Raw genomic sequence first — 18,892 nt, 5'->3', positions numbered from 1 at the left:
CTACGCGGGGAGCAACGTCTCCCCGCTTTGCCTTTCTGGGCTTGCCTGTACCGTTTTTAGTTCGTCCAATCCATCATCGGAGCAACCGAGATGCGGCGCGGATTTACAGTCATGCTGATGCAGATATGGCGTTTGGGTAGCAAGGGCGCGACGGGATCGCACGCGAAGAGCCCGAAGTATACGCGAGGTGAATATTCACCGCAGTGCAGCGGATACGCCACATGCATTTGTCGTTGGCAGAAATGCAAAGCGACGCCACGAAGGCGTCGCTTTGCTGACTTGCCGCTCGCAACTTAATGCATGAACAGCCAGATCAGGATGAGAACAAAGGCGGGTACGCCAAGAATCCAAGCGATGATATACGGCATGATGGGCCTCCTTGTCTGTAGTGGTGAGCGTGAGTTCACTATAGAAAGGAGGCGACGTCGCCGATGTCAGGCCCGTCCGCTTTGCATTGTAGGACGGGGCCGACGCGGATCTGCTGGCTAGCGTGCGGCGTTCTTCTCAACCCACGACGCGAATGTCGAGAGGTATTTGCCGAGAAAGCCTCTAGTGGATTCATTGGCGATGCCGCCCTGCTCGTCGAACAGTTTGTCGACGCCGCTGATGTATGCCTCAGGCTGCTGCAGCACAGGGATATTCAGGAAGACCAGCGACTGCCGCAAATGGTGGTTGGCGCCGAACCCGCCAATATTGCCAGGGGACGCGCTGATGACACCGCCGGGCTTGCCATCCCAGGCGCTCTGGCCATAAGGCCGGGAGCCGATGTCGATGGCATTCTTCAGCACGCCTGGCACAGAGCGGTTGTATTCCGGCGTCACGAACAACACGGCGTCCGCGCGCCGGATCCGGTCGCGGAATGCCGTCCATTCCGCGGGCGGATGATCGTCCTCATCCTGGCAATAGTGGGAAAGCTGGCGAATCTCGACGATATCGAGCTTGAGTTGTGGCGGCGCCATGGCTGCAAGAGCCTTGGCCAGTTTCAGGTTCAGGGATTCCTTGCGCAAACTTCCCACCAGTACGGCGACATCACGAGGATTGCTCATTACGGCTCCTTTCCTGTTCACACGATTTCGAAGTGAAGAACGACCAGCCCCGTATCCCGGCATCCGGAAAACCCAGGGCTAGACCAACCGTCACTCTACTCGACTTGCTTTGGCCGCGCCGATGCGAGCGTCAGCCGCCCAACTTGGTCAGCGGATGTTCTTCGCGCCGCCATTTGCTATCGAAAAATGCGCGCACTCGTGCTGGCGTCACGTCATCGAGCCGGGCGGGATTCCACTTGGGCTGATGGTCCTTGTCGATAACTAGCGCGCGGATGCCTTCAACGCCGTCGCCGTGGCGGAATACGTCATACATCATGTCGAGTTCCATGCGCAGCTCGTCTTCCAGCGTCATGGCGCGGGCGCGACGAATCTGCTCCAGCGTGACGCACAACATCAACGGCGAGCGACTGCGCAGCGTGGCGGCCGTCTGTGCGGCCCAGTCACCTTCGGTATCGCTGACAGCGGCCAGGATGTCGTGCATCGTCGGTCGCGCAAACAGCGTGTCGATGCGGTCCGCCTGTCGGGCGAGATTGCTTTCCGCGGGTACGATATCGGCGCGATGCGCATGCGTGGCATCGGCAATGTGCGCAAGTACAGCGTCGCTGCTTTCAAAGGACCGCGCCTGCATCGACGCAACGAGCTCGGCCAGAACATTGGACGGCAAGTAAGCATCCGCCAGTTGCGCAAAAATCGCGTCGGCCGCGCCGATAACAACGCCCGAAAGCCCCAGGTATTCGCCGATGCGCCCCGGTGTGCGCGCGAGGAACCAGCCTCCGCCGACATCGGGAAACAGGCCGATGTTGGTCTCCGGCATCGCCATCTTTGTTCGGTCGGTCACGATGCGCACCTTGGCCCCTTGCGAGATGCCCATGCCGCCGCCCATCACCACGCCGTCCATCAACGCTACGTAAGGTTTGCGATAACGATGGATCAGGAAGTTGAGCGCGTATTCCTCGACAAAGAACTGATCGAGCAGAGGGTCATTGGCGAGATAGGCCTGATGGAACCAGCGGATGTCGCCGCCGGCGCAAAAGGCCTTGCCCCCTGCGCCTGCCACCACCACGGCGTGTACGCCGGGGTCATTCTCCCAACCCTGCAGCGCTTCGGTCATCGCTCGAATCATGTCGAGCGACAGAGCGTTGAGGGCCTGCGGGCGCGTGAGTGTCAGATACGCCACGCCGCCGCGCAGTTGCGTCGATACAAACTCCGTCATTTCGGTCTCCGTTCTTGTGGGCACCGATTTTACGCCACCCATGAGGCCGGAATTCGACGACGGCGATCTTTTCAGAATCGGCTCATGCAAGACGGAATGCGGACATAAGAGACTTCATCCGCTGAGCCTGGTCCTCGAGCGAACCCGCCGCCGCCGCTGCCTGCTCGACAAGCGCGGCGTTCTGCTGCGTCATGCCGTCCATATGCGAGACCGCGACATTGACCTGTTCAATGCCACGCGATTGCTCATCGGAGGCCGCACTGATGCCGCCGATGATATCGGTTACGCGCCGCACCGCCTCGACAATATCCTGCATCGCCTGCCCAGCGTCATGGACCAGCGACGTCCCTTCGCGCGCGCTGCTCACGGATGCGCTGATCAGGGTGCGAATCTCGCGCGATGCGCCGGCGCACCGTTGCGACAGATCGCGCACATCGCCAGCCACCACGGCAAAGCCGCGCCCATGTTCACCCGCACGCGCGGCTTCCACGGCAGCGTTCAGTGCCAGGATATTGGTCTGGAACGCGATCTTCTCGATCACGTCGATGATGTCGACGATCTTGTTCGCGCCTGTATCGATCTGCAGCATCGTGGATTGCACGCGCGACACTGCGTCGTTGCCGCGTTCGGCCAGCGTGCGGGCGTCGATGGCCAGCGTACTGGCCTCGCGCGCACTGTCGGCATTGTGTCGCACCGTGCTCGTCAACTGCTCCATGCTCGACGCGGTCTCTTCTAGCGAGGCGGCCTGTTGCTCGGTGCGTTGCGACAGGTTGGCATTGCCGCTGGCAATCTGCTGGCTGGCCGCGGCGATCGAGTCGGCGCCGCCGCGCACTTCGCCCACCATGGCCGCCAGGCGCGCCTGCATGCGATCGAGCATCCCGAGCATACGACTCGTCTCGTTCTTCGCATGCTCGTCGGCATCCACCGACGCATCGCGACCCGAGGAGCCGAGATCGCCATCGGCCATGCGCGCGAAGCGGGCGATTGCGATATCGAGCGGCTTTACGATCGACGCACGCAGGCGCCAGGCCACCACGGTGCTGAACGCAATGCCCACGCAAAGCACGATAATCGACAGCGTCAACAGTGCGTCATAGCGATGTTGCGAGCTTTCGTAAACGCTCTTTGCGCTCGCCACCTGCAAGCGGGCGAGCTCGGTGTTGACCGCGGTAAATGCGATGTCCAGTTTCGGAATCGTCTCCATCACGGCCTTCATCATCGCGTCGCGATCCCCAGCGTGCAGCGCTGCGATCATTGGCGCCACGCCCTGGCTGAACAATGCCTTGCGCTTTTCAGACACATCGTCGGTCGCGCGCGTCTGCTCCGCGGTGCTCGGAATCGCCAGGTACGCCTGCCATGCCGCGTCGGACTGGCGCGCAAAACCCTGGGCCGTCGCAGCACGCGCCTTTGCGTCAGCGGGATCCGTAGCAAAGGCGGCCTGGTCCAGCAGCACGCGGACGAGCAATTGGTTCGATCGCGCTTCGGCCAGGTAAGTCGCCGCCGACAATTGCTGCTGATAAATCTGGCGCGTGGCATCGTTGCTGCGCGACATGCCGAACCATCCAACCATGCCGACAATCAGCAGCAACAAGTTGGTGACAATCGTAAGGAGCCACAAACGGGCGCCAATCGTGGTGTTGCGAAACATGGGGCGATCTCTCCGTGGTAATGGCGGCCACTCCTCCGTTAGCCGTCGCCCCAATGACGGCAAGCCGAGGGGCGTACTTGATCCCACCGCGGTGATAGTCTGTGCTGCATTTTCGTGATACCTCGCTGGCGCGCTGCATGCGCCACTCGTGTGGCGCCCGCGGCCGTATGGAGGAAAACTTCCATACGCTTTAACCGAAAATATGCACACTGGCGCCATGACGCTCCCCAGCCCTGCTCCTGACACTGACGGTTTCGACCCCGGCCTGATCCTGATGGCCTTCGCACCGGTATTCCTGCTGACGATTGCCTGGGAGGCGTGGTATTGGTCGCGGCGGGACCGCTCGGTGTACAGCTGGCGCGACACGCTTTCGAATGCGTCGCTGGCCATGATGCATCAGGCGTCGGATGCGTTCTTTCTTTGGCTGATGGTCCGCACGGTTTATACGTGGTGTTTCAACCATGGGCTGCGGCTGGTGCCGGAGACATGGTGGTCGTTCGGTCTACTGCTGCTACTGCAGGATTTTCTTTATTACTGGTTTCACCGGGCCAGTCATCGCGTCCGCTGGATGTGGGCGTCGCATGTGACTCACCATTCATCGGAGGGCATGAATTTCTCGACGGCGTTCCGGCAGAGCCTGACCTATCCGATATCCGGCATGTGGATTTTCTGGATCCCGCTCGCTTGGATCGGCTTTACACCAAACTGGGTCATCCTGGCGGTCGGCCTGAATCTGGCCTTTCAGTTCTTCGTCCACACACGGCTGGGACGCCGTTGGCCGCGCGTGGAAATGCTGGTGAATACGCCGAGTGTCCATCGTGTGCATCACGCGAAAAATGCGCAATATATCGATCGCAACTATGCAGGTGTGCTGACGATCTGGGATCGCTTGTTCGGCAGTTTTGTCCCGGAAACCGAGCCGTCGCAATACGGCATCACGCGCCAGATTCGCACGCACAATCCGCTGACGCTGACATTTCACGAATGGCGCGACATGTTTGCCGATGTACGGCGCGATCGGGATTTGCGGTATTTGTGGAAAGCGCCGGAATGGCGGAGCCCGGCATCGCGGTCCGTCGCAGCCGATCTGACTGCCATGCGAGCCAATCCATCCCATACCGGCGATCACTAAGCGGCTCCGCAGAAAACTCAAATACGGCAGGCAATAAAAAACCGCGTCACCAGGACGCGGTTTTTCATGCGGCGAGTTATTACAGCTTTACACCGCTTCGCGCGACGCGCGCTTGCGCTCGTGTTCCTTCAGATAACGCTTGCGCAGACGAATGCTCTTCGGCGTGATTTCAACCAGTTCATCGTCGGCGATAAATTCAACAGCGTATTCCAGCGACATCTGGATCGGCGGCACCAGGCGCACGGCTTCATCGGTACCCGATGCGCGCACGTTGGTCAGCTGCTTGCCCTTGATCGGGTTGACGACCAGATCATTATCGCGGCTGTGAATGCCGATGATCATGCCTTCGTAGAGCGCATCGCCCGGCTTCACGAACATGCGGCCGCGATCCTGCAGCTTCCACAGTGCATAGGCCACGGCGTCGCCATCATCCTGCGAGATCAGCACGCCATTGTGACGTTCGCCCAGGCCGCCCTCGCGCACCGGTGCGTAGTCGTCGAAGATATGGCTGATCAGGCCGGTACCGCGCGTCAGCGTCAGGAATTCGCCTTGGAAGCCAATCAGGCCCCGCGCCGGAATACGATATTCCAGACGCGTACGGCCCTTGCCGTCCGAAGCCATGTCGAGCAGTTCACCCTTGCGGCGGCCCAGCTCTTCCATCACCGAACCCTGGTGGCCGTCTTCGACGTCCACGGTCAGCAGTTCGTACGGCTCGTGCTTGACGCCGTCGATTTCCTTGAACACCACGCGCGGACGCGATACGGCCAGTTCGTAGCCCTCGCGGCGCATATTTTCCAGAAGAATCGTCAGGTGCAGTTCACCACGGCCCGAAACTTCGAAAATCGTGTCGTCGCCGGTGTCGGCCACGCGCAGCGCCACGTTCGACTTCAGCTCACGGTCCAGGCGCTCGCGCAGCTGGCGGCTGGTGACGAACTTCCCTTCGCGGCCGGCCAGCGGCGACGTGTTGACGCAGAAATTCATCGTCAGCGTCGGCTCGTCCACCTTCAGCATCGGCAGCGCGTCCTGGGCTTCCGGGGCGCATACGGTGCAGCCGATGCCTAGTTCCTCGATGCCGTTGATCAGCACGATGTCGCCAGCTTCCGCTTCGGAAACGATCTCGCGCTCCAGGCCGCTGAACTTCAGCACCTGGTTGATACGGCCCTTGATCGGATTGCCTTCCGGACCGAACTTGACCACCACGTCCTGCAGCGGCCGGGCGCGTCCGCGCGAAATGCGGCCAACGCCAATCTTGCCGACGTAGCTCGAATAGTCCAGCGAGATGATCTGCATCTGCAGCGGACCGTTCGGATCGTCGTTACGCACCGGCACCTTGTCCAGCACGGTTTCGAACAGCGGCTTCATGTCGCCGTCGCGCACGTCTTCGGTCAGGCCAGCGTAGCCATTCAGGCCCGAGGCGTAGATCACGGAGAAGTCGAGCTGGTCGTCATTCGCGCCGAGCTTGTCGAACAAGTCGAAAGTCTGGTTGATCACCCAGTCCGGACGTGCGCCCGGGCGGTCGATCTTGTTGATCACGACGATCGGCTTGAGGCCAAGAGCGAGCGCCTTGCGCGTCACGAAACGCGTCTGCGGCATCGGGCCTTCCACGGCGTCCACCAGCAGCAGCACGCCGTCGACCATCGACAGCACGCGCTCCACTTCGCCGCCGAAGTCGGCGTGGCCCGGCGTATCGACGATGTTGATGTGCGTGCCGTTGTATTCGACGGCACAGTTCTTCGCGAGGATCGTGATCCCGCGTTCCTTTTCCAGGTCGTTCGAGTCCATCACCCGTTCGGCGATCTGCTGGTTGTCGCGGAAGGTGCCTGCCTGGCGCAGGAGCTGGTCGACCAAGGTGGTCTTGCCATGATCGACGTGAGCGATGATGGCGATATTACGGATGGCGCGGGTCATTCGGCGTCCCCTGAAGGCGGAGCTATCGGAAAAAATAACCCGACATTCTAGCATGTTGCACCGCGGAACACCCTATCGCTCTTCAGCATAGATCAAGGAAAGTTGTTGCGATTCTTGCAATAACCAATTTCCGTGCTTGAACATCACTTATATCTCTGCTTATATTTGCCCAAGCAAAGATTGCAGTGACAAGAGATGACCTCAACGACACAAGACGCCGAGCCCGTTGATCTGTTCGACCCTGCCTCGTACGAAATCGGCAAGAGCGTCGGGTATCTGCTGGGTCGCGCCAAGAACACGCTTTCGCAGGGGGTTGAGCAGGAAGTCGGCAGCCTGGACATGACCCATGCGCAGGCTAGTTGCTTGATGATGCTCGCCAAGCACGAGGCGACGACCGCCACGGACCTGGCGCGCAACCTCAATACCGATGCCGGCTCGGTCACCCGCCTGCTCAGCCGCATGGAAAAACGCGGCCTGATCGAGCGCACACGCCGCGATGACGATCGGCGCGTGGTGGATCTGTCCATCACGGCCGAGGGCAACGCGATGGTCGAGAAACTGCCGGCGGCGTTCTGCAATGTGATGCGCCGCCACTTCGAAGGATTCACCGCCGAGGAAATCGAAGTGCTGCGCGACATGCTGCTGCGAATCATTGCCAATAACGGCGGCGCGGACGAAGCCGGCTGCCCGTTCGATCGCAACACGGGATAGCCGCGACCGCCGCCGAACAAGTACTACAACAGTCAGTTGCCGATTCCCGATTTCGCAAGACCGCGTCCCAGCTCACACCATGAACCCCGATTACTCATCCGCCACCAGTGCGCGCCGTCACGGTCCGTGGCGCCGCACCGGCAGCCTGGCCCTTACGCTAATGGCTACCGCCGTACTTGCCGGCTGCGCGGCGCTTGGCAATTCGCATAGCACGCAGTCCATGATGCCCGCCGAATCGGTGGCCTCGCCGCAGACTTTCGCCAACGAGCACGGACAGTGGCCGTCGCAGGACTGGGTCGACCAGTTCCGCGATCCGCAACTGCGCGCGCTTGTTGACGAAGCGGTCAAGGACAATCCCAATCTGCAGGTCGCCTTCGCGCGCCTCGAGGCGTCACGCGCCATGGCGGACGCCACGCGCGCGGCCCTGTATCCGAGCGTGGACTTCGAAGGCAGCCTGGTGCGCCAGCGCTTTTCTTCCACCGACCTGTTCGAAGGCACGCCGCTGGCCGGGTCGTGGCAAAACCAGTCGCGCCTGCAGTTCGGGTTGTCGTGGGACCTCGACTTCTGGGGCAAGAATCGCGACGCGCTGGAAGCCGCGCTGTCCGACGACCGGGCCATGGCGGCCGAAAGCCAGGCCGCCCGCCTGATGCTTACGACGTCGATCGCGCGCAGCTACAACCGTCTGGCCGCGCTTTACGCGCAGCGCGATGTCGCGGAGCGGGCCATCGCCCAGCGCCGCGATCTGACCGACCTGTCGCGCCAGCGACTCGCCGCCGGGCTCGATACGCAGGTGGAAACCACCCAGGCACGCGGCACCGTGGCGGCGGCGCAGACCGACCTGCAACGTGTCGACGAGGAAATCGCACTGGCACGTAACCAAATTGCCGCACTGCTTGGCAAGGGGCCCGATCGCGGCCTGCAACTGAGCAAGCCGACCCTGCTGGCCAACGCCACGCCGCAGTTGCCGGACGACCTGACGATCAGCCTGATCGCGCGCCGGCCGGACCTCGTCGCCGCGCGCTGGCGCGTGGAGGCCGCATCCAAGGACATCAGCGTTGCCAAGAAGGAATTCCTGCCCGATGTGACGCTGACCGCGTTCGCCGGCCTGGCGTCGCTCGATCCGGCGAATCTCCTGATGAGCGTCAGCCGCACCTTCGGCGTCGGCCCGACGCTCAAGCTGCCGATCTTCGAAGGCGGGCGGCTGCGCGCCAACCTGAAGGGCAAGTATGCGCAGTACGACATCGCCGCGGCCAGCTATAACCAGACGCTGGTCGATGCGCTGCGCGAAACGGCTGACACGGTGACCAGCATTCGCAGCGTCGACCAGCAGATCAAGACGCAGCGTGAAGCGCTGGAGTTGGCCGAGCATGCTTACTCGCTATCGACCATGCGATACAAGGCCGGCCTTGGCACGCAGCTGACGGTGCTCAACGCCGAGAGCAACGTGTTGCAGCAGCGCAGACTGGCCACCGACCTGCAGGCGCGCCGTCTCGATCTGCAGATGGGGCTCATGAAAGCCTTGGGCGGCGGATACCAGGAAACCGATACGGCCGCGCACCCGGACAGCAAACGGCAAGACATGGGCCAGACCCAGGGCGCCCAGGGCTGACAAGGCCGGGCACATCCACCAGACAAGACGAAAGAAACCGTAAGAGATTCGACATGAGCACCAACCAGCAAGCAGCCCCGGCGGCTGACAACAACGGCAAGCGCAAACGCCTGATCGTCATGCTGACCGCCGCGATCGTGGTGGCCGGCGTTGGCTACGGCCTCTACTGGGGCCTGTACGGCCGTCATTTCGAGAACACCGATGACGCTTATGTGGCCGGCAACGTGGTCCAGGTGACGCCTCTGGTCGGCGGGACCGTGGTCTCGATTGCCGCCGATGACACGCAACTCGTCACTGCTGGCCAGCCGCTGATCCAGCTCGATCGCGCGGACACGCAGGTCGCCATGGAACAAGCCGAGGCGCAACTCGCCCAGGCCGTGCGCGAGGTGCGCACGCTATATGTCAACAACGGCTCGCTGGCTGCCAACGTGGCGATGCGCGAAGCCGACGTCGCCAAGGCGCGCGACGACCTGCGCCGTCGTCAGGCCATCGCCGGATCGGGCGCGGTCTCGAACGAGGAAATCTCGCACGCGCAGACCGCGCTGAAGGCGGCCGAGTCGGCACTGGTCGCCGCGAAGGAGCAACTGGCGTCGAATCAGGTGTTGACCGACCAGACCACTGTCGAGAAGCATCCGAATGTGCAGCGCGCGGCGGCGAATCTGCGTTCCGCCTATCTCGCTTTCGTGCGCTCGACCATGCCGGCGCCTGTCACGGGCTACGTCGCCAAGCGTTCGGTGCAGGTCGGCCAGCGCGTGGCAGCCGGCACGCCGCTGATGGCCGTGGTTCCGCTCGATCAGGTCTGGGTCGACGCGAACTTCAAGGAAGTTCAGATCACCCACATGCGCATCGGCCAGCCCGTTGAACTCGAAGCCGATGTCTATGGATCGAAGGTCAAGTACACGGGCCATGTGGAAGGCTTCTCCGCCGGAACGGGCGCCGCGTTCTCGTTGCTGCCGGCACAGAACGCCACCGGGAACTGGATCAAGGTGGTGCAGCGCCTGCCGGTGCGCATCGCGCTGGACCCGCAGCAACTGAAGGACCATCCGCTGCGCGTGGGCCTGTCGATGAATGTCACGGTCGATGTGCGCAAGGAAGAAGGCGCGGCGCTGGCGACGGCCAATGCCGCCAAGCCGCTGCAGACCGACGTCTACGACAAGGTGGCGCAGGACGCCGATGCACTGATCGCCCGCATCATCGCGGTCAATAACGGCGGCCGCGTGGCAGCGCCGTCGGCCACGGGCGCATCCCGGCCCGCGGCAACGCCCAAGCCCGCCAACACCTGATGTGCACGACTGGCTGATCGCCCATGGCTAATTCCACTACCGCAACGCCGGACGCAGGCGCGGCGCCGACGCCCAAGCCGGCCCCCGCGCGCCCGGCCGCGCATCCGCCGCTGTCAGGCGGCAAGCTGATTCTGGGCACCATCGCGCTGTCGTTGGCGACGTTCATGAACGTGCTCGACTCGTCGATCGCAAACGTGTCGATTCCAGCCATTTCGGGCGACCTCGGGGTCTCGCCGAACCAGGGCACCTGGGTGATCACGTCGTTCGCCGTGGCCAATGCCATCTCGGTGCCGCTGACGGGCTGGTTGACAACGCGCTTCGGCGCGGTGCGGCTGTTCGTGCTGTCGATCCTGTTGTTCGTGATTTCGTCATGGCTCTGCGGCGTGGCGCCCAACCTCGAAACGCTGCTGGCGGCGCGCGTGCTGCAAGGCGCCGTGGCCGGCCCGATGATCCCGCTGTCGCAGTCGCTTCTGCTGGCCAGCTATCCAGCGGCCAAGAGTTCGATGGCACTGGCTTTATGGGGCATGACGACACTGGTCGCGCCGATCATGGGGCCGCTGCTGGGCGGCTGGATTTCGGACAACATGACGTGGCCGTGGATCTTCTACATCAACGTGCCAATCGGCATTCTCACGGCCTATGTCACTTGGGCGATCTACCGCGACCGCGAGACACCGATCAAGATCCTGCCGATCGACCGCATCGGCCTCGCGCTGCTGGTGATCTGGGTGGGGTCGATGCAGCTGATGCTGGACAAGGGCAAGGAGCTCGACTGGTTCCATTCGACCGTGATCGTTGCGCTCGCCGTGATCGCGATTGTCGGATTCCTGTTTTTCCTGGTGTGGGAGCTTTACGAAAAGCATCCGATCGTCGACATCCACCTGTTCAAGGGGCGCAACTTCGCGGCCGGGGTGGTGGCCATTTCGGTGGCGTACGGGCTGTTTTTCGGAAATCTGGTCATCCTGCCGCTGTGGCTGCAGACCATCATCGGCTATACCGCGACCGACGCCGGTCTGGTCACCGCGCCGGTGGGGATCTTCGCGATCATTCTGTCGCCTATCATCGGCCGCGTGTTGCCGAAGGTGGACGCCCGCTGGGTGGCGACCGCCGCGTTCATGACATTCGGCGTGGTCAGTTTCATGCGGGCCGGCTTCACCACAGGCGTGGATACACGTGCGTTGGTGATCCCCACGCTGATCCAGGGCGCCGCGATGGCGATGTTCTTCATTCCGCTGACGTCGATCATTCTGTCGGGACAGCCGCCGGAGAGAATTCCCGCGGCGTCAGGGTTGTCGAATTTCGTCCGGATCACGTTCGGCGCAATTGGCGCGTCGATCTCGACGACAATCTGGGAAAACCGCTCGGCGCTGCATCACGCGCAGTTGGTCGAGCAGATCAATCCTTACAACCCGGCATACCAGTCGCAGCTCGATCACCTGATGCAAATGGGCATGTCGAAAATGCAGGCGATCGGATTTATCGAGCGGAATATCTCGCAGCAGGCCTCGATGCTTGGCGCCAACGATATCTTCTGGATTTCCGGCGTGCTGTTTTTCGCGCTGATCGTCTTTGTCTGGTTGACCAAACGCGCCAAGGGCGGTGGTGGCGCCGACGCGGCCGGCGCTCATTGATTCACCACGAGGCAAAAAAGGGCATCGACGCGAGTCGATGCCCTTTTCTTTTGCCGATTCCGTGGATTTCAACGGCCGGCGATCTCCCGACGTGCGGCACGTGCATTCGCGCCGCTCGACCAACCTGCCTCGATCAGAGCCTGACCAATCGTTCCGGACGGAGCGCGCCATCCTTCATGCGCGCGACGCCGAGCAGTTGGCCTTCGTCGTAGACCCGCGCCAGCGATCCCTCTTCGGGCGCCTGGCCGGCAGGCAAGTCGCGACGCGCGATGCGTTGGCCTTGCAGAAAACGCGCGGCCGAAGCGGCGTCGAGATGCACGGGCACGCAGCGCTGCAGCAGCGCGTCGACGGGCGCCAGCAAGGATGGACGCAGGTCATCGGACTGCGCCTCGATCTGTTCGAGCGTGACAGCGCCGTCCAGCGTGAGATCGCCTACCCCGATGCGGCGCAGGCCTGTCAGGTGCGCCCCGCAGCCGAGCGCCTCGCCGATATCCTCGGCCAGCGTGCGGATATAGGTGCCTTTGCTGCACGTCACGCGCATCGTGAACGATGGCGTCGCGCCTTGCAAATCGGCGTCGAGCAGCGTGATCGCGTGGATCGTGACGCGGCGCGCCGCGCGCTCGATGGTCTGCCCTGCCCGTGCGTATTCGTACAACGGCTTGCCGTCTTTCTTCAGCGCCGAATACATCGGCGGCACTTGGTCGATTTCGCCCGTGAATCGCACGAGCGCGGCGTCTAGCGCGCTCTTATCGCACGTCACCGCACGCTGCGTAACGATATCGCCTTCCACATCGCCAGTGGTCGTGGTCGCGCCGAGCCGCACTACTGCCTCGTAGGTTTTGTCCGCGTCGAGCAGATCCTGCGAGAACTTGGTGGCCTCGCCAAAGCACAGCGGAAGCAGCCCGGTGGCCAGGGGATCGAGCGTGCCGGTGTGGCCCGCCTTGTTCGCACGCAGCAGACGCTTGGCGCGCACCAGCGCGTCGTTGGACGACAGCCCGAGCGGCTTGTCCAGCAGCAGCACGCCATGCACGTCACGGCGCGGCAGCCGGGGCGGACGTTGGGCTTGGGAATCAGTCATTGGGAAAAAAGAAAGCGAAGCCGGCCGCAGCGTGCCGGCTCGCGGAATGCACTGGAGACTTACTCGTCGTCCCTGGCGCGCGTTGAATTCGCTTCGTTGATCAGCTTCGACATCTCGATCGCACGTTCCACGGACGTATCGTGATGGAAATGCAGCGTCGGCACCGTATGGATATGCAGGCGCTTGAACAACAGGGAATGCAGATAACCGGCCTTTTCCCGAAGGATGGCGGCTGCCACCTCGGGCTCGGCGCCGAGCACCGTGAAATACACCTTGGCATGCGCGTAGTCCGGCGTCAGCGACACCGACTGCAGCGTCACCAGCCCCAGGCGCGGATCGCGAAGCTCGCGCTGGATCATTTCGGCCAGTTCCTTCTGGATCTGGTCCGACAGGCGGAGATTACGGGAGGAAATATTGCCTTTCTTGGCCATGCAAAATCGTCGTGAACCGAAGTGAAAACGGCAGGCTGGTGCCTGCCGTTTTTTCGTATCGCCTTACAGCGTACGTGCCACCTCGGTGATTTCGTACACCTCGAGTTGGTCGCCTTCCTGAACGTCGTTGAAGTTCTTGATCGACAAACCGCACTCGAAGCCCTGCTTGACTTCCTTGACGTCGTCCTTGAAGCGCTTGAGCGAATCGAGTTCTCCGTCGTGAATGACCACGTTGTTCCGCAGCACGCGTACCAGCGAGGTCCGCTTGACCATACCGTCGGTGACCATACAGCCGGCGACGGCGCCGATCTTCGGCACGCGGAACACCTGGCGAACTTCCACCTGACCGATGGTCGTCTCGCGCTTTTCAGGCGCCAGCATGCCCGACATCGCCGCCTTGATCTCGTCTACCGCATCGTAAATGATGTTGTAGTAGCGGATGTCGATACCGTTGTGCTCGGCGAGCTTGCGCGCACCGGCATCGGCGCGCACGTTGAAGCCGATGATCACAGCCTTGGAAGCCGTGGCCAGGTTGACATCGGATTCCGAGATGCCACCCACGCCACCGTGCACAATCTGCACACGCACTTCGGCGGTCGACAGCTTCTGCAGCGACTGCACCAGCGCTTCCTGGGAACCCTGCACGTCCGCTTTCACAATCAGCGGCAGCGTCTGGACTTCGCCTTCGGTCATCTGCTCGAGCATCGTTTCCAGCTTGGCCGCCTGCTGCTTGGCCAGCTTGACGTCGCGGAACTTGCCTTGACGGAACAGGGCGATTTCACGCGCCTTGCGCTCGTCCGGCAGCACCAGCACTTCTTCGCCAGCCGCAGGCACTTCCGACAGACCCTGGATTTCCACCGGGATCGACGGACCAGCTTCCTTCGCCGGCTTGCCGTTTTCGTCCAGCATGGCGCGAACGCGGCCATAGGCGCTGCCCGCCAGCACGACATCGCCGCGCTTGAGCGTACCGCTGCTGACCAGGATCGTCGCGATCGGGCCCTTGCCCTTGTCGAGCTGGGCTTCCACCACCAGACCCTTCGCCGGTGCATCGACCGGCGCCTTCAGTTCCAGCACTTCGGCCTGCAGCGATACCTGCTCGAGCAGTTCGTCGATACCGAGACCGGTCTTGGCCGACACCGGCACGAAAGGCGAATCGCCACCGTACTCTTCCGGCACGACCTGCTCGGCCACGAGTTCCTGCTTGACGCGGTCCGGGTTAGCTTCAGGCTTGTCGATCTTGTTGATCGCAACCACGATCGGCACACCGGCAGCCTTGGCGTGCGCGATGGCTTCCTTGGTCTGCGGCATCACGCCGTCGTCGGCGGCTACCACCAAAATGACGATGTCGGTCGCCTTGGCGCCCCGTGCACGCATTGCCGTGAAGGCCTCGTGACCCGGGGTGTCGAGGAACGTGATCACGCCGCGATCGGTTTCCACGTGGTAGGCGCCGATATGCTGCGTAATACCGCCGGCTTCGCCCGCAGCAACCTTGGTGCGGCGGATGTAGTCCAGCAGCGACGTCTTGCCGTGGTCGACGTGACCCATCACCGTCACCACCGGCGGACGCGGCAGCGCTTCGGCGTCCGAGTGGTCTTCACCATCGGTTACCAGCAACGCTTCCGGATCGTCCAGCTTGGCGGCGTACGCCTTGTGGCCCATTTCTTCCACCACGATCATGGCGGTTTCCTGGTCCAGCACTTGGTTGATCGTGACCATCTGGCCGAGCTTCATCATCTGTTTGATGACCTCGGATGCCTTCACGGCCATCTTGTGCGCCAGATCGGCCACCGAGATGGTTTCGGGCACGTGCACCTCGCGCACCACCGGTTCGGTAGGCGCCTGGAAGTTGCTGCGGCCGTCATCGGCATGCTGCTTGCCGCCACGGCCACGCGGGCCGCTGCGCCAGCCGCCGGTGCCGCCAGAAGAGTCGCCACGCGTCTTCAGACCGCCGCCCTTCTTGCCACGGGAGCTTTCGTCCTGCCACGTGCCGGTCTTGGCGCCCTTGCCGCCCTTCTTGTCGGCGGTCGCGGTGGTAGTGGTGGCGGCCGGAGCCGTCACAACCTTCTTGTCGTCCTTCTTCGCTTCGGTGGTCGCGCCGGCCGGCTTCACCGGCTTGTGCAGCGTACCGGTCTGCTCGGCCTTCTTTTCCTCGGCCTTGCGTTCCGACGGCGCCTTCAGCACGCGCGCCGGCGCATTCAGCATTTGCTGGATGGCGCGGGCTTCGGCTTCGGCGGCTTCACGGCGGCGACGCGCAGCGGCGTCCTGGTCGGCGCGCGCCTTGTCTGCGGCTGCCTTGGCGCTGTCCTGCTCGACGCGCGCCTTGTCGGCGGCTGCCTTGGCATCGTCGGCGTTCTTCTGCGCCTGAACACGTTCGGCGGCCAGACGCGTCTTGTCGTCCTCAGCCTTCTTGCGAGCGGTTTCCTCGGCGGCTTCGGCGGCGGCACGCGATGCGGCAGCCTCTTCTTCGGCCTTCTGAGCCAGCAGTTCGGCCTGGCGACGCTGCTCGGCTTCCAGCGCTTCCTGACGGGCGCGGCGCTCGGCTTCCTCGCGCTCGGCGGCCTCGCGGGCTGCCTGGGCTTCGGCTTCCTGACGGGCCAGCGCCTCGGCTTCCGCGCGGCGCTGTTCTTCGTCGCGGCGCGCCTGTTCGGCGGCGGCTTCCACCGATTCCTGCGTATCGGCGCCGTCGCCGTGTGAATCGGCCTCGTCACGCTTGATCAGGACGCGCTTCTTGCGCACTTCCACCTGCACCGTACGGGTCTTGCCCGTGGAATCGGATTGGCGGATTTCAGAGGTCTCGCGCTTGGTCAACGTAATTTTTTTGCGTGCGCTGTCGTCGGCCTGGCCGTGCGACCGCTTCAGGTAATCCAGCAGTCGGGTCTTGTCCGATTCGGTAATGATGTCTTCAGGCTTTGCCTTGCCCACCCCAGCTGCCTGCAATTGTTCCAGCAGTGCAGCAGGGCTGCGGCTCAGTTCTGCGGCCAGTTGGGCAACTGTTGTGCTTGCCATTCAAACCCTTTCAATGCTCGGTTTCTACGTCGGGACAATTTGTATGCGGAAAGCGCGCCAGGGTCGCGAAACCCCGGCGTGTCCCTCAGTTAAACCAATGTTCCCGTGCTTTCATGATCAGCGCCTTGGCGTCATCCTCGCTGACACCGGCCATCTCGACCAGTTCGTCGACGGCCAGTTCGGCCAGATCGTCGCGCGTGTGAATGTTGCCTTCGGCCAACTTGCCGATCAGCTCGGGGGTCAGGCCGTCGAGCGAACGCAGATCCTGCGACACCTCTTCCACCTTTTCTTCCCGGGCCAGTTCCATCGTCAGCAGCGCATCGCGGGCGCGATTGCGCAGCTCGGTGACGGTATCTTCGTCAAACGCCTCGATTTCCATCATTTCACTGATGGGTACGTAGGCCACTTCTTCCAGCGTGGAGAAACCCTCTTCAATCAGGATATCCGCCACTTCCTCGTCCACGTCCAGCTTGGCCATGAACAGCTTGCGCACGACTTCGCTTTCCTCGGCCTGTTTCTGCGCCGATTCTTCCTGCGTCATGATGTTGATCTGCCAGCCAGTCAGCTCCGACGCCAGGCGTACGTTCTGACCGCTGCGACCGATGGCGATGGCGAGGTTTTCCTCGTCGACCACCACGTCCATGCTGTGCTTTTCCTCGTCCACCACAATCGACTGCACCTGCGCCGGCGCCAGCGCGCCGATCACAAACTGCGCCGGATCTTCCGACCACAGCACGATATCTACGGCTTCGCCGCCGATTTCGTTGCGCACCGCGGTCACGCGCGTACCGCGCACACCGACGCACGTGCCGATCGGATCGATACGCTTGTCATGCGCGACCACGGCGATCTTGGCGCGCACGCCCGGATCACGAGCCGCCGCCTTGATCTCCAGCAGCCCTTGCTCCATCTCGGGCACTTCATTTTCGAACAGCTTGATCAGGAAGTCAGGCGCCGTACGCGACAGTTCGATCTGCGGGCCACGCGCAGCGCGGTCCACATTGAGGATATAGGCGCGTACGCGATCGCCGGTGCGCAGATTTTCCTTCGGAATGATCTGATCGCGCGCCAGCAGCGCTTCCACGCGGCCCGATTCCACGATGAGCCCCTTCTTGTCGGCGCGCTTGACCGTTCCGGTCATGATCTTCTCGCCGCGATCCAGGTAATCGTTAAGAATCTGCTCGCGTTCCGCGTCGCGGATGCGCTGCAGGATCACCTGCTTGGCGGCCTGCGCACCGATACGGCCAAATTCGACGGATTCGATCTGCTCTTCGATAAAGTCGTCGAGCTGGATGTCCGGATTCTGTTCACGCGCTTCGAACAGCAGAATCTGCTTGTCCGGTTCCTGCAGGCCTTGCTCGTCCGGGACGACAAGCCAACGGCGGAACGTTTCGTGCTCACCGGATTCGCGGTCGATATGGACGCGGATGTCCACGTCTTCCTCGAAACGTTTCTTGGTGGCCGAGGCAAGCGCTGCCTCCAGCGCACCGAACACCACATCCTTGTCGACGTTCTTCTCGCGCGCAAGCGCGTCGACGAGCAACAGAACTTCGCGGCTCATTGCTTGTTCCCTTTTCTTTGATTTCCCTTGAAGTCGATGACAGGCACCAGGCGTGCCTTATCGACGTCGGATATGGTGAATTCCAGCAGTGCCGGGCCATCCTTGCCCTCGAATTCCAGTCCGATCTTCTCGTCCCCGGCCTCGCCCGTGGGTTCGCGCAGAATACCGACGAAATTCTTCTGGCCATTGACTGGCAGACGCAACGTCACCCTGGCTTCATCGCCCGCGAAGCGGACAAAGTCGGCCAGCTTCTTGAGCGGCCGGTCCAGACCGGGCGACGACACCTCGAGGCGCTCGTAGTCGACGTTCTCGACAGTCAGCACGTGCGTGAGCTGGCGGCTGACCTTCTCGCAATCCTCAATGACGATGCCAGTTTCAGGCTGATCGATATAGACACGCAGAAGTCCGGCCGGGGCACGCTCAAGCTCAACCAACTCGTAGCCCATGCCGATAAGGGTGGTTTCGATCAAATCTGCCAGATGCACTGTAATCCCGAGTAGTGGCTTTCAATACCTTGGCAGGTACCGGACAACACAACGTTCTGAATCGTAGTTCCGAAACGACGACCTGTAGGCTGTCCCGCCTGCCCATCATCCTTGCCAGCGCTGCGCCATGTGACGCAATACAGCCGCAAG

14 protein-coding genes and 1 pseudogene are annotated in these 18,892 nt (G+C 62.5%); 5 read left to right on the top strand and 10 right to left on the bottom strand.

Translation table 11 applies throughout. From position 1 onward, the window contains the following. Window positions 1-485: 485 nt before the first annotated feature. From AC1RKI_RS18285 to AC1RKI_RS18270, 4 genes and pseudogenes are all read right to left on the bottom strand, one after another. Complete coding sequence (locus AC1RKI_RS18285) at window positions 486-1,046, bottom strand: NADPH-dependent FMN reductase (RefSeq protein WP_061958088.1); 561 nt, start codon at window positions 1,044-1,046, stop codon at window positions 486-488. A gap of 130 nt (window positions 1,047-1,176) precedes the next feature. Next, window positions 1,177-2,259, bottom strand: coding sequence for an enoyl-CoA hydratase/isomerase family protein (locus AC1RKI_RS18280; RefSeq protein WP_492795121.1), 1,083 nt, complete (start codon window positions 2,257-2,259; stop codon window positions 1,177-1,179). 82 nt (window positions 2,260-2,341) lie between these two features. Next, a complete protein-coding gene (locus tag AC1RKI_RS18275) occupies window positions 2,342-2,974 on the bottom strand; it encodes a methyl-accepting chemotaxis protein (protein ID WP_409364604.1) in 633 nt (210 codons plus the stop codon). A 390-nt stretch (window positions 2,975-3,364) separates the two neighbouring features. Further along, a pseudogene (locus AC1RKI_RS18270) lies at window positions 3,365-3,907 on the bottom strand (Tar ligand binding domain-containing protein); the annotation flags it as partial. Window positions 3,908-4,124: 217 nt separating this feature from the next. Here AC1RKI_RS18270 and AC1RKI_RS18265 point away from each other — a divergent pair. Continuing rightward, a complete protein-coding gene (locus tag AC1RKI_RS18265) occupies window positions 4,125-5,039 on the top strand; it encodes a sterol desaturase family protein (RefSeq protein ID WP_492795119.1) in 915 nt (304 codons plus the stop codon). Window positions 5,040-5,126: 87 nt separating this feature from the next. Here AC1RKI_RS18265 and typA read toward each other — a convergent pair whose 3' ends face one another. Continuing rightward, on the bottom strand, window positions 5,127-6,947 hold the full coding sequence (gene typA, locus AC1RKI_RS18260; RefSeq protein ID WP_061958085.1) for a translational GTPase TypA: 1,821 nt from the start codon (window positions 6,945-6,947) through the stop codon (window positions 5,127-5,129). A gap of 195 nt (window positions 6,948-7,142) precedes the next feature. Between typA and AC1RKI_RS18255 the strand changes: the two genes are divergently transcribed. From AC1RKI_RS18255 to AC1RKI_RS18240, 4 genes are all read left to right on the top strand, one after another. Then, window positions 7,143-7,658, top strand: coding sequence for a MarR family winged helix-turn-helix transcriptional regulator (locus AC1RKI_RS18255; RefSeq protein ID WP_490714900.1), 516 nt, complete (start codon window positions 7,143-7,145; stop codon window positions 7,656-7,658). A gap of 79 nt (window positions 7,659-7,737) precedes the next feature. Then, window positions 7,738-9,267: an AdeC/AdeK/OprM family multidrug efflux complex outer membrane factor gene (locus AC1RKI_RS18250; protein WP_150982155.1), complete on the top strand. Its 1,530-nt coding sequence runs from the start codon at window positions 7,738-7,740 to the stop codon at window positions 9,265-9,267. A gap of 53 nt (window positions 9,268-9,320) precedes the next feature. Continuing rightward, window positions 9,321-10,550: an HlyD family secretion protein gene (locus tag AC1RKI_RS18245; RefSeq protein ID WP_061958082.1), complete on the top strand. Its 1,230-nt coding sequence runs from the start codon at window positions 9,321-9,323 to the stop codon at window positions 10,548-10,550. Window positions 10,551-10,573: 23 nt separating this feature from the next. Beyond that, entirely contained in the window at window positions 10,574-12,181 is a 1,608-nt protein-coding gene (locus AC1RKI_RS18240) for a DHA2 family efflux MFS transporter permease subunit (RefSeq protein WP_490714902.1), read from the top strand. Window positions 12,182-12,314: 133 nt separating this feature from the next. Here the strand turns inward: AC1RKI_RS18240 and truB are convergent, their stop codons facing one another. The 5 genes from truB to rimP form a co-directional block, all read right to left on the bottom strand. Beyond that, window positions 12,315-13,259, bottom strand: a complete 945-nt coding sequence (truB, locus tag AC1RKI_RS18235) for a tRNA pseudouridine(55) synthase TruB (protein ID WP_492795115.1) — start codon at window positions 13,257-13,259, stop codon at window positions 12,315-12,317. Between the two features lie 59 nt (window positions 13,260-13,318). Next, window positions 13,319-13,690, bottom strand: coding sequence for a 30S ribosome-binding factor RbfA (gene rbfA, locus AC1RKI_RS18230; RefSeq protein ID WP_061958079.1), 372 nt, complete (start codon window positions 13,688-13,690; stop codon window positions 13,319-13,321). 63 nt (window positions 13,691-13,753) lie between these two features. Further along, on the bottom strand, window positions 13,754-16,696 hold the full coding sequence (gene infB, locus AC1RKI_RS18225; protein WP_061958078.1) for a translation initiation factor IF-2: 2,943 nt from the start codon (window positions 16,694-16,696) through the stop codon (window positions 13,754-13,756). 85 nt (window positions 16,697-16,781) lie between these two features. Further along, window positions 16,782-18,257 carry a transcription termination factor NusA gene (nusA, locus tag AC1RKI_RS18220; RefSeq protein WP_061958077.1) on the bottom strand — a complete coding sequence of 492 codons (1,476 nt, stop codon included), beginning with the start codon at window positions 18,255-18,257 and terminating at the stop codon, window positions 16,782-16,784. Further along, window positions 18,254-18,742, bottom strand: a complete 489-nt coding sequence (gene rimP, locus AC1RKI_RS18215) for a ribosome maturation factor RimP (protein ID WP_061958076.1) — start codon at window positions 18,740-18,742, stop codon at window positions 18,254-18,256. Before rimP ends, nusA begins: the two co-directional genes overlap by 4 nt. Window positions 18,743-18,892: the final 150 nt, after the last annotated feature.

The organism is Cupriavidus sp. GW822-FHT06G04, assembly GCF_058799075.1.
The sequence above is the reverse complement of the archived record's forward strand: the minus strand, read 5'-3'. Positions and strand labels throughout refer to the sequence as shown.

Coding starts and splice junctions, on each gene's coding strand:
- typA (WP_061958085.1), bottom strand. CDS start 6,947: ATGACCCGCGCCATCCGTAATATCGCCATCATCGCTCACGTCGATCAT.
- AC1RKI_RS18240 (WP_490714902.1), top strand. CDS start 10,574: ATGGCTAATTCCACTACCGCAACGCCGGACGCAGGCGCGGCGCCGACG.
- infB (WP_061958078.1), bottom strand. CDS start 16,696: ATGGCAAGCACAACAGTTGCCCAACTGGCCGCAGAACTGAGCCGCAGC.
- AC1RKI_RS18275 (WP_409364604.1), bottom strand. CDS start 2,974: ATGGAGCAGTTGACGAGCACGGTGCGACACAATGCCGACAGTGCGCGC.
- AC1RKI_RS18250 (WP_150982155.1), top strand. CDS start 7,738: ATGAACCCCGATTACTCATCCGCCACCAGTGCGCGCCGTCACGGTCCG.
- AC1RKI_RS18280 (WP_492795121.1), bottom strand. CDS start 2,259: ATGACGGAGTTTGTATCGACGCAACTGCGCGGCGGCGTGGCGTATCTG.
- rbfA (WP_061958079.1), bottom strand. CDS start 13,690: ATGGCCAAGAAAGGCAATATTTCCTCCCGTAATCTCCGCCTGTCGGAC.
- AC1RKI_RS18255 (WP_490714900.1), top strand. CDS start 7,143: ATGACCTCAACGACACAAGACGCCGAGCCCGTTGATCTGTTCGACCCT.
- AC1RKI_RS18265 (WP_492795119.1), top strand. CDS start 4,125: ATGACGCTCCCCAGCCCTGCTCCTGACACTGACGGTTTCGACCCCGGC.
- nusA (WP_061958077.1), bottom strand. CDS start 18,257: ATGAGCCGCGAAGTTCTGTTGCTCGTCGACGCGCTTGCGCGCGAGAAG.
- AC1RKI_RS18245 (WP_061958082.1), top strand. CDS start 9,321: ATGAGCACCAACCAGCAAGCAGCCCCGGCGGCTGACAACAACGGCAAG.
- truB (WP_492795115.1), bottom strand. CDS start 13,259: ATGACTGATTCCCAAGCCCAACGTCCGCCCCGGCTGCCGCGCCGTGAC.
- AC1RKI_RS18285 (WP_061958088.1), bottom strand. CDS start 1,046: ATGAGCAATCCTCGTGATGTCGCCGTACTGGTGGGAAGTTTGCGCAAG.